16 protein-coding genes are annotated in these 13,536 nt (G+C 55.0%); 7 read left to right on the top strand and 9 right to left on the bottom strand.

Annotated features, from left to right (window positions below):
• Window positions 1-64: 64 nt before the first annotated feature.
• The 4 genes from gloA to eptA form a co-directional block, all read right to left on the bottom strand.
• Window positions 65-472, bottom strand: coding sequence for a lactoylglutathione lyase (gene gloA, locus A3466_RS00335; protein ID WP_063448928.1), 408 nt, complete (start codon window positions 470-472; stop codon window positions 65-67).
• A 99-nt stretch (window positions 473-571) separates the two neighbouring features.
• Entirely contained in the window at window positions 572-1,669 is a 1,098-nt protein-coding gene (locus tag A3466_RS00330) for an alkene reductase (RefSeq protein WP_063448927.1), read from the bottom strand.
• A 53-nt stretch (window positions 1,670-1,722) separates the two neighbouring features.
• Entirely contained in the window at window positions 1,723-2,322 is a 600-nt protein-coding gene (locus A3466_RS00325; RefSeq protein WP_063448926.1) for a TetR/AcrR family transcriptional regulator, read from the bottom strand.
• Window positions 2,323-2,363: 41 nt separating this feature from the next.
• Complete coding sequence (eptA, locus tag A3466_RS00320; protein ID WP_063448925.1) at window positions 2,364-3,989, bottom strand: phosphoethanolamine transferase EptA; 1,626 nt, start codon at window positions 3,987-3,989, stop codon at window positions 2,364-2,366.
• A 147-nt stretch (window positions 3,990-4,136) separates the two neighbouring features.
• Between eptA and A3466_RS00315 the strand changes: the two genes are divergently transcribed.
• The 3 genes from A3466_RS00315 (at window position 4,137) to sodC (ending at window position 5,920) form a co-directional block, all read left to right on the top strand.
• Complete coding sequence (locus A3466_RS00315; RefSeq protein ID WP_023299951.1) at window positions 4,137-4,376, top strand: DUF1289 domain-containing protein; 240 nt, start codon at window positions 4,137-4,139, stop codon at window positions 4,374-4,376.
• A 48-nt stretch (window positions 4,377-4,424) separates the two neighbouring features.
• Window positions 4,425-5,321, top strand: a complete 897-nt coding sequence (locus A3466_RS00310) for an aldo/keto reductase (RefSeq protein ID WP_063448924.1) — start codon at window positions 4,425-4,427, stop codon at window positions 5,319-5,321.
• Window positions 5,322-5,401: 80 nt separating this feature from the next.
• On the top strand, window positions 5,402-5,920 hold the full coding sequence (gene sodC, locus A3466_RS00305; protein ID WP_063448923.1) for a superoxide dismutase [Cu-Zn] SodC: 519 nt from the start codon (window positions 5,402-5,404) through the stop codon (window positions 5,918-5,920).
• Here sodC and A3466_RS00300 read toward each other — a convergent pair.
• The 3 genes from A3466_RS00300 to A3466_RS00290 are packed head-to-tail and all read right to left on the bottom strand — an operon-like array spanning window position 5,899 to window position 9,031.
• Window positions 5,899-7,932, bottom strand: a complete 2,034-nt coding sequence (locus tag A3466_RS00300; protein WP_063448922.1) for an FUSC family protein — start codon at window positions 7,930-7,932, stop codon at window positions 5,899-5,901. The two genes, sodC and A3466_RS00300, sit on opposite strands and share 22 nt — an antisense overlap.
• Window positions 7,932-8,792, bottom strand: a complete 861-nt coding sequence (locus tag A3466_RS00295; RefSeq protein WP_063448921.1) for an efflux RND transporter periplasmic adaptor subunit — start codon at window positions 8,790-8,792, stop codon at window positions 7,932-7,934. Before A3466_RS00295 ends, A3466_RS00300 begins: the two co-directional genes overlap by 1 nt.
• Before the next feature lie 2 nt (window positions 8,793-8,794).
• Entirely contained in the window at window positions 8,795-9,031 is a 237-nt protein-coding gene (locus tag A3466_RS00290; protein ID WP_063448920.1) for a DUF1656 domain-containing protein, read from the bottom strand.
• A gap of 187 nt (window positions 9,032-9,218) precedes the next feature.
• Here A3466_RS00290 and slyA point away from each other — a divergent pair, with 187 nt between their 5' ends.
• Complete coding sequence (slyA, locus tag A3466_RS00285) at window positions 9,219-9,659, top strand: transcriptional regulator SlyA (protein ID WP_063448919.1); 441 nt, start codon at window positions 9,219-9,221, stop codon at window positions 9,657-9,659.
• Window positions 9,660-9,697: 38 nt separating this feature from the next.
• On the opposite strand, the gene A3466_RS00280 is transcribed toward slyA, so the two are convergent.
• The gene (locus A3466_RS00280) at window positions 9,698-11,023 is read right to left on the bottom strand and encodes a GGDEF domain-containing protein (protein ID WP_245167723.1); all 1,326 of its coding nucleotides are present in this window, start codon (window positions 11,021-11,023) and stop codon (window positions 9,698-9,700) included.
• Between A3466_RS00280 and A3466_RS23575 the strand changes: the two genes are divergently transcribed.
• On the top strand, window positions 10,914-11,159 hold the full coding sequence (locus tag A3466_RS23575; RefSeq protein ID WP_245167726.1) for a hypothetical protein: 246 nt from the start codon (window positions 10,914-10,916) through the stop codon (window positions 11,157-11,159). The two genes, A3466_RS00280 and A3466_RS23575, sit on opposite strands and share 110 nt — an antisense overlap.
• A gap of 98 nt (window positions 11,160-11,257) precedes the next feature.
• On the opposite strand, the gene slyB is transcribed toward A3466_RS23575, so the two are convergent.
• Window positions 11,258-11,725: an outer membrane lipoprotein SlyB gene (gene slyB, locus A3466_RS00275; protein WP_063448917.1), complete on the bottom strand. Its 468-nt coding sequence runs from the start codon at window positions 11,723-11,725 to the stop codon at window positions 11,258-11,260.
• 255 nt (window positions 11,726-11,980) lie between these two features.
• Here slyB and anmK point away from each other — a divergent pair, with 255 nt between their 5' ends.
• Entirely contained in the window at window positions 11,981-13,105 is a 1,125-nt protein-coding gene (gene anmK / locus A3466_RS00270; protein ID WP_063448916.1) for an anhydro-N-acetylmuramic acid kinase, read from the top strand.
• Between the two features lie 93 nt (window positions 13,106-13,198).
• Window positions 13,199-13,522, top strand: coding sequence for a C-type lysozyme inhibitor (gene mliC, locus A3466_RS00265; protein ID WP_063448915.1), 324 nt, complete (start codon window positions 13,199-13,201; stop codon window positions 13,520-13,522).
• Window positions 13,523-13,536 lie beyond the last annotated feature (14 nt).

The raw sequence follows: 13,536 nt of genomic DNA, 5'->3' as shown, positions 1-13,536 counted from the left end.
GCATTATGGCAAATTTTGAGAGGGGATGCAGCAAAACAACGGGCGCATAGTGCGCCCTGTGGGATCAGTTGCCCAGACCGCGACCAGCGTCTTTGGCTTCGATCAGCTCGATTTTATAACCGTCCGGATCTTCAACAAACGCAATCACGGTGGTGCCGCCTTTAACCGGACCGGCTTCACGGGTGACGTTACCGCCGTTGCTGCGGATACGTTCGCAGGCTTCCGCCGCGTTATCCACTTCCAGCGCGATGTGGCCGTAAGCCGTGCCCAGCTCGTAGCTGTCCACGCCCCAGTTATAGGTCAGCTCGATGACCGCTTCATCTGACTCCGGGCCGTAACCAACAAAAGCCAGAGAGTATTTATATTCCGGGTTTTCGCTGGTGCGCAGCAGCTTCATGCCCAGAACGTTAGTGTAGAAATCGACAGAACGTTGCAGGTCGCCAACGCGCAGCATGGTGTGAAGTAGGCGCATAATTTCCTCATTAACCAATGAAATGGATTATCTTTTTGAACAGAAACGATGTTTTAGTATAGCGGCGAAATGTCGCCGCTATCAACGTACAAAGCGGGATTAGAGTGAAGGGTAGTCGGTATAACCTTCCGCGCCGCCACCGTAGAAACTTTCAGGGCGCTGCGGGTTCAGTTCGGCTTTCTTCTGCAAACGGGTCACCAGATCCGGGTTTGCAATGTAATCGCGGCCAAAGGCCACGGCGTCGATCAGGCCTTTCCCGATCAGGTCTTCGGCTTTTTCTGCCGTATAGGCACCCGCCCCGATAATCACGCCGTGGAAGCGCTCGCGCACTTTCTGGCGGAAGGCTTCGGTGTAAGGCTTGCCGCCAGCCCAGTCCGGCTCGGACATGTGCAGATACGCGATACCGCGTTTCGCCAGCTCTTCAATCAGATACAGCGCGTCCGCTTCTTCGTTCGGACCGTTGTCGACGTTCTGGAAGGTACCGATCGGGGAGACACGAATACCAATACGGTCAGCGCTCCACTCGTTACAAACGGCGTCTACCACTTCAAGTACCAGACGCGCACGGTTTTCGACGCTGCCGCCGTACTGGTCGGTACGCTGGTTGGAGGATGGTGACAGGAACTGGTGCAGCAGGTAACCGTGCGCAGAGTGCAGCTCGACCAGGTCAAAGCCTGCTTCACGGGCGTTGGCAACGGCCTGGCGGAAATCGTTCACGATACCCGGGATCTCGTTCAGCTCCAGCGCGCGCGGCGTGGTAGTGTCGACGCGGATCGCGTTACCGTTTTCATCGCGCAGGGAAGTACGGGTATTCGCGTTCAGGGCAGAGGCAGAAACCGGTGCCTGACCGCCAGGCTGAATGCTGCTGTGCGAGATACGACCGGTGTGCCACAGCTGAACCGCGATACGGCCATCTTCAGCGTGCACGCCTGCGGTGATTTTTTTCCACGCGGCGATCTGTTCCGGGCTGTGCAGACCCGGAGCACCGGCGTAGCCTTTGGCCTGGGCAGAAATCTGCGTGGCTTCGGAGATGATCAGGCCAGAGCTGGCGCGCTGACGGTAATATTCACCCATCAATGGCGTAGGGATGTCGCCCGGCTCGATGCTGCGCAGACGGGTGAGTGGGGCCATAAACACGCGGTTTGGGGCGGTAACGGCACCGACTTTCAGTGGGGTAAATAGCTTTTCAGCGGACATAACGGCTCCTGAGTAGACCAGTCGACTAGTAAAAGGGTAAATAAAAACGCCGGCTACGCGCCGGGCGCCGTAATACAACGTTTCACATGCGCCAGCGCGCTTTCGAGCGGCACGGCACTGCGAGAAATTTTTGCTTGCAGGTTGGCGCCTAGCCAGAGGGAATAGAGCACCTGTGCCTGCGTGAGCGGGTCGCCGGAGAAGGCGAGCGTTTGTTCATCGCGGCCTTTATCCAGCGCCTGAGCCAGCAGGGCGATAACGCCGCTGGCCCCTTTATCCATGGCGGTGCGCATGTCTTCGGAAAGATCGCACACTTCGGCAGACAGTTTTACCGTCAGGCAACCGCTGATGATGCCCTGCTGACAGAACTGCGTCAGCGTTTCCTGATAGTAGTTCAGAATACGATCCCGGTAATTACCTTCCCCGCAGGCGAAGTGGGTTGCCAGGCGCTGATGATAGCTGGCGTAGTGCCGCTCCAGCATGGCCACGCCAAACGCCTCTTTGGATCGAAAATAGTGATAAAACGATCCCTTAGGCACTTCAGCGGTTTTTAACAACTCGCTCAGCCCCATACCGGTAAACCCGCGATGCATGCAAAGGCGCTCGCCGGTAGCCAGTAAATGTTCGCGCGTATCGTGTTCTGTGTGTCTGCTCATGCCTTCACTCTAATAGACCGTTCGGTCTAATGCAAGCCAGCCTAGCGTCGACATTGCGACAAAATATCTAGCTGTGGTTGGTAAGCCGTTGATTTCACGTCCATCATGCCCAGCACGGTGGCGAACAAATTATCCTGTGAAACCGCATCTTTTGCAGCATGGGCGCGCAGGCAGTCCGGGCTTACGCCAAAGTTTTTAACGTAATCCGGGGAGAGCCAGAACATGAACGGAATATGCGTTTGCTGCTCCGGGGCCAGCATATACGGCGTGCCGTGCAGGTAAATACCGCTTTCGCCGAGGGACTCACCGTGATCGGAGAGGTAAATCAGCGCCGTATTCATACTGGCCTGCCGGGCTTTCAGCGCGTCGATGGTTCGGCTGAGGACGCTGTCGGTATACAGAATCGAGTTGTCATAGGTATTGACCAGCGAGTGATGATCGCAATCCTGAATTTCATTGGTATCACACGTCGGCGTGAATCTCCGGAAGCTGTCCGGGTAGCGGTTGTAATAGGCCGGGCCGTGGCTCCCCATCAGGTGAATAACAAGAACCGTGTCCTGCTTCAGACCATCCAGCACGTTATCCAGACGGTACAGGTTGACATCGTCCAGACAGGATTTGTCCTTACAGAACCGATCCAGTTTCCACTGCGTCATGTCCGTATGCGGCACGCGGTTACAGGCGCCTTTGCACCCGCCGTCATTGTCGCGCCACAGCAGGTTGAATCCGGCGTGGTTAAGCACATCAAGCAGACCTTCCTGATGGTGGGCGAGGTCAGCGTCATATTTTTTCCGCGTCATGCCGGAGAACATGCAGGGGACAGAAACGGCGGTTTCCGTGCCGCAGGAGGTTGCCTGTGGGAAGTTGATGACATCCTGCTTTTTCAGCTCGGGGTTGGTTTCACGCGGGTAACCATTTAACGAGTAGTTTGCGGCGCGGGAGGCCTCGCCTACCACCAGAACCAGCACGGTTTTCTTGTGCTGGCCGGAAATCAGCGCGCCTTTATGGGCATCCTCGCCGATGCGGACCAGCGTCTGGTCGCCGGCAAACCAGCGCATTTCGCTGTACTTCACGATGGCGCTGACGTAATTCGCCGGCGTGACCATTTTCACGATGCTTTTGTTATTGCGGAACAGCGAAGCGTAGTCTTTATAGAATACCGCCGCGACCAGGATGATCACCAGCAGCGCACCGAGCATGGCGGCGAAACGCGTCAGCAGGGCATACCACCATTTTCCGCTTCGAATACGCGTCAGGGCTAACACGATGGAAGGAACCAGACCCGCCACGACCAGCCACAGGAGCATCTGCGGCGTCACCAGGGCTGTCGCTTCCTGAGAGTTAGTCTCGAATACGTTCACCATCATGTTCTGATCGATAACTGCGCCATAGGTATACATAAAATACGTCGCGGCGGCGCATCCTATGGTCAGGACAATCATGAGCGGCTTGCGAATGTAGGGAATATTCAGCAGGCTAAAAACAATGACCCAGCCGCAAAACAGCACCAGCGGCACGCTGGCGGCAAAAAGCACGTCGTGCAGACGGGCAGGTGCGATAATCGACCAGCTACGCTGAATAAACAGCGCATTTAACACGGTGAAAAAAAGCGCACAGGCCAGGGTAAATTTTATATCGTTACAGCGTAACTTTTTAGCAAGCCACATGATGAACCAACCATTCGTTATATCAATGCGACGAGTATAAGAAGCGAAGATTAGCGAAACCTTAATGCCCCGGTTGTGGAGAACACCCTTGCATGCAGGCCAATTAGGGTCTTCACTGTAGGGAATAATGGCGTTGTGGAGGTGGGTGTGGCAGAGCAACTGGAATTTTTCCCTGTCCAGAGCCCGTGCCGGGGTATTTGTCAGGTTGATGAAAGAGGGTACTGCCGCGGGTGCATGCGCACGCGCGATGAACGTTTTAACTGGCAAAACTTCAGCGACGCGCAAAAGCAGGAGGTCTTACGGCTCTGTCGACAGCGTCTGCTGCGTAAAATTCGCGCAAACAAAGCGGTTGAAACCGAAGAACCTCAGCAACCTTCACTGTTTTAGCAGGGTAATTGCGTATACTGGTGACATGACTTTCTTGAGGAAAATGTTATGGTTCAGCGTATTACCCTAGCCCCACAGGGCCCGGAATTCTCCCGATTTGTAATGGGCTACTGGCGCCTGATGGACTGGAATATGACTCCCGTCCAGCTGGCGAACTTTATTGAAGAGCATCTCGATCTTGGGATCACCACCGTCGATCACGCTGATATTTATGGCGGCTATCAGTGCGAGGCTGCCTTTGGTGAAGCGCTGAAGCGGGTGCCGGCGCTGCGTGAACGTATGGAGATTGTGACCAAATGCGGTATTGCCACCACGGCAAAACCGGAGCATGCCCTCGGACATTACATCACCGACAGCGCGCATATCGTTAAAAGCGCCGAGCAGTCGCTGGTTAACCTTGCCACCGATCGTATCGACCTGCTTCTGATCCACCGTCCCGATCCGTTGATGGATGCGGATGAGGTTGCGGAAGCGTTCCTGACGCTGCACCAGAGCGGTAAAGTGCGTCATTTCGGGGTGTCTAACTTCACCCCGGCACAGTTTACGCTGTTGCAGTCTCGTCTGCCGTTTACGCTGGCGACGAATCAGGTGGAGATCTCGCCTGTTCACCAGCCGCTGCTGCTGGACGGAACGCTCGATCAGCTGCAACAGTTACGCATTCGTCCGATGGCCTGGTCTTGTCTCGGCGGCGGTCGCCTGTTTAACGATGAGGCCTTCCAGCCGCTGCGTAACGAGCTTGAAACCGTGGCCCGCGAACTGAATGCGGAAAGCATCGAGCAGGTGGTTTACGCCTGGATCCTGCGCCTGCCGTCTAAACCGCTGCCAATTATCGGCTCCGGCAAAATTGAGCGCGTACGCGCTGCGCTGGTGGCTGAAGAGCTGGATATGTCGCGTCAGCAGTGGTTCCGCATCCGCAAGGCGGCTCTGGGCTACGATGTACCCTGAGTGCGCGGTGTCTGACTTTCCGGTGAAATCTGCGCCTCTGGTATAGACTTAAGGTGTAAAAAATAACCCGTGGAGGTCATATGAAGCGTTTTGCTCTGGCAATGGTCACGCTGGTTGTTTGCGCGGGAGCGCAGGCAGCCAGCGAAGAAGTTGAAATGAATCTCGTCACTTCTCAGGGAGTAGGCCAGTCCATCGGGACAGTGAAAATCACCGAAACCGATAAAGGGCTGGAATTTGCACCCGATCTCAAGGCTCTTCCGCCCGGCGAGCACGGTTATCACGTACATGCCAAAGGCAGCTGTCAACCCGCAATGAAAGAGGGCAAACCATCAGCGGCGGAAGCCGCAGGGGGACATCTGGATCCGCACAACTCCGGCAAGCATGAAGGTCCTGAAGGCATGGGGCACCTCGGCGATCTGCCGGTGCTGGTGGTGAATAACGACGGTAAAGCTACCGATCCCGTCGTTGCGCCACGGCTGAAAAAGATTGACGAGGTCAAAGGCAAAGCGTTGATGATCCACGTGGGCGGCGATAACATGTCCGATCAGCCTAAGCCGCTGGGCGGCGGCGGGGCGCGCTATGCCTGCGGCGTGATCTGATCGCCAATCGTTCCGGGTGGCGGCGCCTGTTCAAGCTGTGACAGGGAGCAGTGCAGCCGCCAGATAATGGACGCCAGGTCGCGGGCCGCTGGCAGATGATGGCGCGCCAGCACGTCGCAAATACGCTGAAGTTCGACCAGCGTGACGCTAAGGGGGCGTTGCTGAACCCCGCGCTCGCTCATCACATCGCGGAGCATGGAAATACAATTATCACGAACCTGCGCCAGCGGGTCGGAACGCGTCTCCCAAGCGCGTAACTGCCATACCACGTGCGAACAATTTAACAGCACCACGCCCCAGCGCAGTAGCCAGCGTCGGGAGAGGGAATCCTTGCTGTTGTTCAGCTGGCTGACGTGATGGTAAACCAGCGATTCATACTCGCTTTCGCGCAGGTGCGGCCTGCGGCTCAGCTGATCCACGAAACCTCTGCGTAACTCCCGGATATGCCTGCGGCTTTTACGCGCGTCTGAGCCCGGGCGCAACACGGCGAAGGCCAGCCACGCCAGCCCCACGCCGAGGATCTTCGCCAGGTTGTCATTGAGGAACTCGGCGTAATCGTACACCGGCGGATTTGTCACCGAAATAAAGGAGCCCATAAAGACAATCAGCTGTCCCCACAGGCCGGCCAGTTTAGGCATTTGCAGCTTAAGCAGCTGCATGGTGGTTAACAGCGGAAACAGGAACAGCAGGAACTGCCACAGGTCGCTTATCTGTACCATCAAACCAAACTTAACTACAAAGCTGAACAGCGAGAGCAGCACCAGGGTGCGCATCAGGAGCGTCAGGGAGTTGAACGGGGAGGCCGCCACGGAATAGAGCACGCAGCTGATGGCCGCAAGGGTGAGCGCCGCACTGCCCGCTTCCCACTGGGTAGTAATGGCCCATGCGCCAACCAGCATCAGCGCGCAAAAGGTGCGAAACCCGCTCCACAGCGCTTCCATCGCGTCAGTATGGCGTGCCAGAGCAGGGCTACCGGGAACGGAAAATTCGGTAACGGGCGTAGCATTTTCGACGGCTTTTAACCAGCGGCTGCTGCGCAGATACAGGCGGCAAAAATAGTTCAGACGCTGCCAGAAGGCGCGGTGCCGGTAGTCATATTCATCCGTTGGGGCGAGCGGGGCGATAATGCGGGCCACGGTATAGATATCGGCATCCGGACGCGCAAGGGTGGCCAGCAGCGCCTCGATAACCTCCCGGGTATGCGCGGGCGGCGCAGGCCAGTTCAGCAACATCCGGCGCAGGCTTGAGATCGCACTCGTCATCCGCAATTGCTGATGCAGCAAATAATTAAGCAGCGTGTTCTGACGGCGAAAACGGTAGTGGCTCCAGAAAGCCTGGATGCGCAGCAGGTTCATGGTCAGGATTTGGCCGATGACTTTTTCATGCGCGATACGGATATCATCGTTAGTATCGGGCTGCCAGAGCAGGCTGGCATGTTCCAGCAAACGCGCGTGCATCGTTTTAAGGGCGGTGATGAGCGCGGTGCCATCTGAGGTGCTGGGCAGGATCATCATCATGACGCCCCCGCACAGAATGCCGACCATCACTTCACACACGCGTGCCTGGGCGATATCCCACAGCTCGGTGGTATCCAGCACGTTAACGACGGGAAAGGCGATAATGGCCGCAGTGTAACCTGCCAGCTGAAAGGCGTACGCAACGTTATTGGTAAAATGGGCGCAGGCCCAAGTGCACAGCCCCAGCCATGCCGACATGCTTAACAGAAACAGCCAGGGATCGTTCAGGGTATGGCCGGCAAGGAGCAACGCGGCGGTCGCTCCCAGCAGGCTACCCGCCACACGCCCGAGACTTTTACTGATAACGCCACCGACGGTCGGGAAGCTGACGACCGCCGCAGAGGTCATCGCCCAGTAGGGCTCATCCAGATTCAGATAATAGGCAACCGTAAGCGCAAGGCACATGGCGATGCCGTTGCGCAGCGCGTAGCGCCACTGCGGGCGCGTCGCTTTAATCCAGGGCGTATTGCGCCAGGAGAAAGCCCCCAGGTTCATCACCGTGACCCGATGGAGACGGTGCAGGTTGTGCCTGAGACCAGGGTAATGTCTTTCGGCAGTTGATCAAACTCGACGCGAACAGGGACGCGCTGAGCCAGACGCACCCACGGCACGTTGGGTTTGATATCGGGCACCAGACCCGAGTCGGTTTCGACGCTCTGATCGTAAATCGCCCGGCCTATACTTCCAACGTGACCCTGTAACGTTTCTGCGCCGCTGTAGAGCGTGATCCGGGCAGGTGCGCCCTCGCGGATATGACGCAGCTTGGTCTCTTCAAAATAACCCACAACATAGAAAGAGTGGCTATCGACGAGGGCAAAGACCGGCTGTCCTGTGGTGGCATAATCACCTACGCGGGTAGACAGGCTCGTTACCCATCCATCTACCGGGGCTTTAACCACCGTCTGGGTCAGCTGCCACTCGGCCTGTTTCAGCGTTGCCTCTGCAACCTTCAGGCTGGCCTGCATGGTTTTAACATTGATATTGGCGGTATCGAGATCTTCCGCAGAAATGTAATTTCTCGACAGATGTCGGCGGCGGTCGGCTTCATTATTGGCTTTTGCCAGATCTGACTGAGCCTTAGCGAGCTGCGCCTGGGCATTAAGAACCGCAATGTGGAAAGGGGTCTCATCGATGCGGAATAACACATCGCCCGCATGAACGAACTGATTATCCTTCACCAGTAGCGCGCTGATACTGCCGGATACCTGGGGCGTGATGCTGACCTGTTCTGCACGAACCTTACCATCGCGCGTCCAGGGCGACTGCATGTAATAATTCCAGAGCCACCAGCCGGCCAGCAGCGCCAGGGCTAAAACGAAAAGAGTGGAAAAGTATTTTAACGTTTTCAATGACATTCTCACCACACGGTTAACACGGCAAGGCCAAGACAGACGGAGAGGGTAAACAGGGAGAGATCCATCAACATCGGGTGCCAGATTTCACCAGAATACATCCAGTCGCGCAGCAGGCGATGCGCAATGAGCCAGATCACAAAACCAACTAACACGGCTTTAAACAGTGGCGGAAAGTAGACCGATGCGCCAACAATCAGATCCTGGAGGGGCAACCCTGCGGAGGGGGAAAAGAACGTCACAAGCAGCGATCCTTTGCAGTAGGGTACGGGCCACAAGGGCATGTTTCAATGCGATGGCGCATTACAGTTCAGTGTAAATCATCGTTTCAGGAATGATGAATACCGTGATTGCATTTGTTTTGGCAATACAAATACTGCAAACTATTCTAAAATCACTATAATCACTTAGCAAGCTAATTATAAGGAGATGAAATTGGAATCGCCATTAGGTTCTGATCTGGCAAGGTTGGTACGCATCTGGCGTGCTCTGATTGACCATCGCCTGAAACCTCTGGAACTCACGCAGACGCACTGGGTTACGCTGCATAATATTCATCAGCTCCCACCCGACCAGTCACAGATCCAACTGGCAAAAGCGATTGGCATTGAGCAGCCGTCACTGGTGCGTACCCTTGACCAACTGGAAGAGAAGGGACTCATCTCCCGACAAACCTGCGCCAGCGACCGTCGCGCCAAGCGGATCAAATTGACGGAAAAAGCGGCCCCGATTATTACTGAGATGGAAACTGTCATCAGTAAGACGCGAGGGGAGATCTTGTCCGGTATTTCCCCCGCAGAGCTGGAGATGCTGATCGGACTCATTGCCCGTCTTGAGCAGAATATCCACGATCTGCAATCCCGCGACTGACCGAAAGAAAAGGCCTTGTGAATCCTGGGCCTTTCTTATTATTTGAATACCACCACCCGGTTGCGCCCCGTCTCTTTTGCCTCGTACATGGCTTTATCCGCGCTCTCCACGCAGGTTTCCGCACTGGTTTCTGGCGAAGTTGCGGTGAATACGCCCATGCTGATGGTAATGGGCTCCGGCAGATGACCGCCGCTGCTGGCTTTATCAAACCCGCTCAGCTTAAGGCGAATGCGTTCGGCCACCAGCAGCGCGGCGTCTGAAGGGGTATTGGTCAGCATCAGCACAAACTCTTCACCGCCGATTCGGGCCGCGATATCCTGGGGACGCACGGAATCTGTCAGCAGATTAGAGACAAACTGTAAAACCTTATCCCCCTGCAAGTGCCCGTAACAGTCGTTGATGCGCTTGAAACGGTCGAGATCGCTTACCACCACCGATACCGGATGTGCCTCGGTTGCCGATCTGAGGGCGTAATTTAACGAATCATAAAAATAGCTGCGATTATAAAGACGGGTAAGCGGGTCGCGGATTGAATTTTGATAAGACTGCTGATATTTCACGTGTGAGTCACGATACAAATTAAAGACGTCGGAAAGTAAAATGAAAATAATCATTAATGTCGCGACGGTTTCAAATAACCGTGCGCGGTACCATGAAACATCTTCCGCGTGTCCGCCTAACAACAGCATTAACAGCGTGACGACATAACAGACGCATAAAAAATTGCCGCCGATCCAGAACAAATTTTTTATCCGGGTTACGGCCATCAGGGTGATTAAGGTGATAACCCAAAGAATGACCAAAATGATATTGATGGTCTGGCTCCAGAGAACCATAAACTTCCGGGTTTCATTATCCACAAGATCCAGGGTTAGCATCGTGGAGTGGCTGGAATAGAACCACGCCAGCCCAAGCATGCAGCCCGTAAAGAGCGTCGACCCGGCAACAATGCCGATGTGGGCGCTTCGTGCAAGGGGGGAAGCGCGAAATGTATAGAGCAATACTGAGGCCATCATCAGCACCGCCATTAAGAGGTGGCGGAACATATAAAAGATCATCGCGTCATTATAGTTCGCCTCGTTGAACTGATAGAGATCCAGCCAGGCCGGAAAGCTGGACAGCGTACCCACCATCAGCAGTGCAGAACCGGCAAAGGCCAACGCAATCGGAACGAGATATAACCGTTTTTTATCGCACCAGTATTTCATTGCCATAAAACAGGCGATAAACAGATGGAATACCAGGAGAAAAATTGTGAGCGTAGGGAAAAAAAGCGGAGAGAATGATGGAACCCACTCAACAAGCTTTATAAAAAAACCTTGTAATACGGCAATGATAACAATGCACCCAAGTGCGAAGGCCACAAAGCGGTTCTTTACAAATCGACAAATCGCAAGCATAGAATTTAAAAAAAGTAAAAAGAGGAAAAAAGAGAATCAGAGGAGTCTAAAGGAAAGAAATAAAAGATACTTTGCGCAGGAACAATTTCAGATGAAATGAACTATTCACCGTGTGAATGTGTTTTTTATAAATATATTTTTTAAAATGATATTTTTTGTAAAGGGATGCGGCCCGAAGAGACCGCATCCAGCGGAAGATTAACGCGGGGAGACGGTGACCTGACTGCCGTTGCTTGCCAGAACCACGCGCTGGCCAGCAGAGAAGCGGGTATTCCCCTGTTTCTGCACAACCATAATGGTGCTGCCATCGTCTTTACGGATTTCCAGCTCAACGCCCTGGGTTTTATTCATCGCACCCTGAACGCCCTGACCCGCTACGCCGCCGGCCACTGCGCCCGCCGCGGTAGCCAGAGAACGACCGGTGCCGCCGCCAATGGTGTTGCCCAGGAAACCACCCAGTACAGCACCACCAATAGCGCCCACGACGTTCGTGTCATCGCCACCCTGAATCTGAACAGGACGGGCATTAACGATAGTACCGTATGTCACGTTCTGTACCTGTTTAGCTTCAGAAGCACTATATACGTCGCCGGAGAGTGAATTGTCGTTCACACAACCCGCCAGTGTTAAACCAATCAGCGAAACGCCCATTACACGTAAAATCATTTGACTCTCCTGTTCACCAAAAAACGCCCGGACGGGGCATCCGTTATGGCTAAATTATATGGCATTCCTGACCATACTTCCTATCTTTGCATGCCGAATAAATAAATTTTACTGGAATGTGGCTTAACGGAACATAAACAAAAGCCGCCTGCGTTACAGGCCTGAGATTGTTAAAAATTATTATCGCCGCATAGCAAAGCAGCGTCATTTATGGTGGAGTGGTTGCATTTAGCCCACGTAACGTAAGGAAAGCGCATGAAATCGGGTCGCTATATCGGTGTGATGTCTGGTACCAGTCTCGACGGTGTGGATGTCGTTCTGGCTGCCATCGATGAAAACATGGTGGCGCAGCAGGCAAGCCTGAGCTGGCCTATTCCGGTCTCGTTAAAAGAAGAGATTCTGAATATCTGCCAGGGGCAACAGCTGACGCTTTCCCAGCTGGGCCAGCTGGATGTGCGTCTGGGGGCGCTGTTTGCTGATGCGGTACTGGCCCTGATGCAGCAAGAAAGACTCCACCCGCAGGATATCGTGGCGATAGGCTGCCATGGGCAGACCGTCTGGCATGAACCGGTCGGCGAGGCGCCGCACACGATGCAAATTGGCGATAACAACCAGATTGTGGCAAAAACCGGCGTGACGGTCGTGGGCGATTTCCGTCGTCGGGATATGGCCCTCGGCGGGCAGGGCGCGCCGCTGGTGCCGGCCTTTCACCAGGCGCTGCTGGCGCACCCGGTGGAGCGCAGGATGGTCCTGAACATTGGCGGGATTGCCAACCTGTCGATGCTCATTCCCGGGCAGCCCGTACGTGGATACGATACCGGACCCGGCAATATGCTGATGGATGCCTGGATCTGGCGTCAGAGCGGTAAACCCTACGACAAAGACGCGCAGTGGGCCAGCCAGGGTAAAGTGATCCTTCCCTTGCTGCAAACCCTGTTAAGCGAACCTTACTTTGCTCTGCCAGCGCCGAAAAGCACGGGGCGAGAGTATTTCAACTACGGCTGGCTTGAACGTCAGCTGGCGCACTTCCCCGGCCTGGCACCGCAGGATGTGCAGGCCACGCTGACCGAGCTTACCGCCGTGTCGATTTCTGAACAGGTGTTGCTCAGCGGCGGGTGCGAGCGTCTGCTGGTATGCGGGGGCGGAAGCCGTAACCCGCTCCTGATGGCGCGTCTCGCCGCCCTGCTGCCGGGCACCGAAGTCACCACCACTGATGAAGCCGGGATCAGCGGAGACGATATGGAAGCCCTGGCCTTCGCCTGGCTTGCCTGGCGCACGGTTGCCGGTCTGCCGGGGAATTTACCGTCCGTCACCGGTGCGCGGGAGGCGAGCGTCCTCGGGGCCATTTTCCCCGCAAACCCGCGCCATAATCAGAGTTAACTGAAATTCAGCGCCAGACGTAACCCGTAAAATAGGGAAAAACAGGAGGGCGGCTACGCCCTCCAGGACCAGGATAGTCTTCGGAATTTGCTCATGAAAAAACTTCTTCTCATTGCTGTGCCTTTTCTTATGACCGGATGCAGCGTCTATAACCAGTTCGTCGAGCGTATGCAGACCGATACGCTGGAATACCGTTGTGATGAAAAACCGCTGACGGTGAAGCTCAATAACACGCGTCAGGAAGCCAGCTTTATTTATGACAATAAACTGTTGACGCTGAAGCAGGGAATGTCGGCCTCCGGTGCGCGCTACTCTGACGGGATCTATGTCTTCTGGTCGAAAGGTGACAGCGCCACCGTCTACAAGCGAGACCGCATTGTGCTGAACAATTGTCAGCTTGAAAATCCGAAGCGTTGAGATTTTTAAAGGGG

It is taken from the genome of Enterobacter genomosp. S (assembly GCF_001631805.1).
GTDB classification, from domain to species: domain Bacteria; phylum Pseudomonadota; class Gammaproteobacteria; order Enterobacterales; family Enterobacteriaceae; genus Enterobacter; species Enterobacter quasihormaechei.
This window is presented reverse-complemented; position numbering and strand designations above follow the sequence as displayed.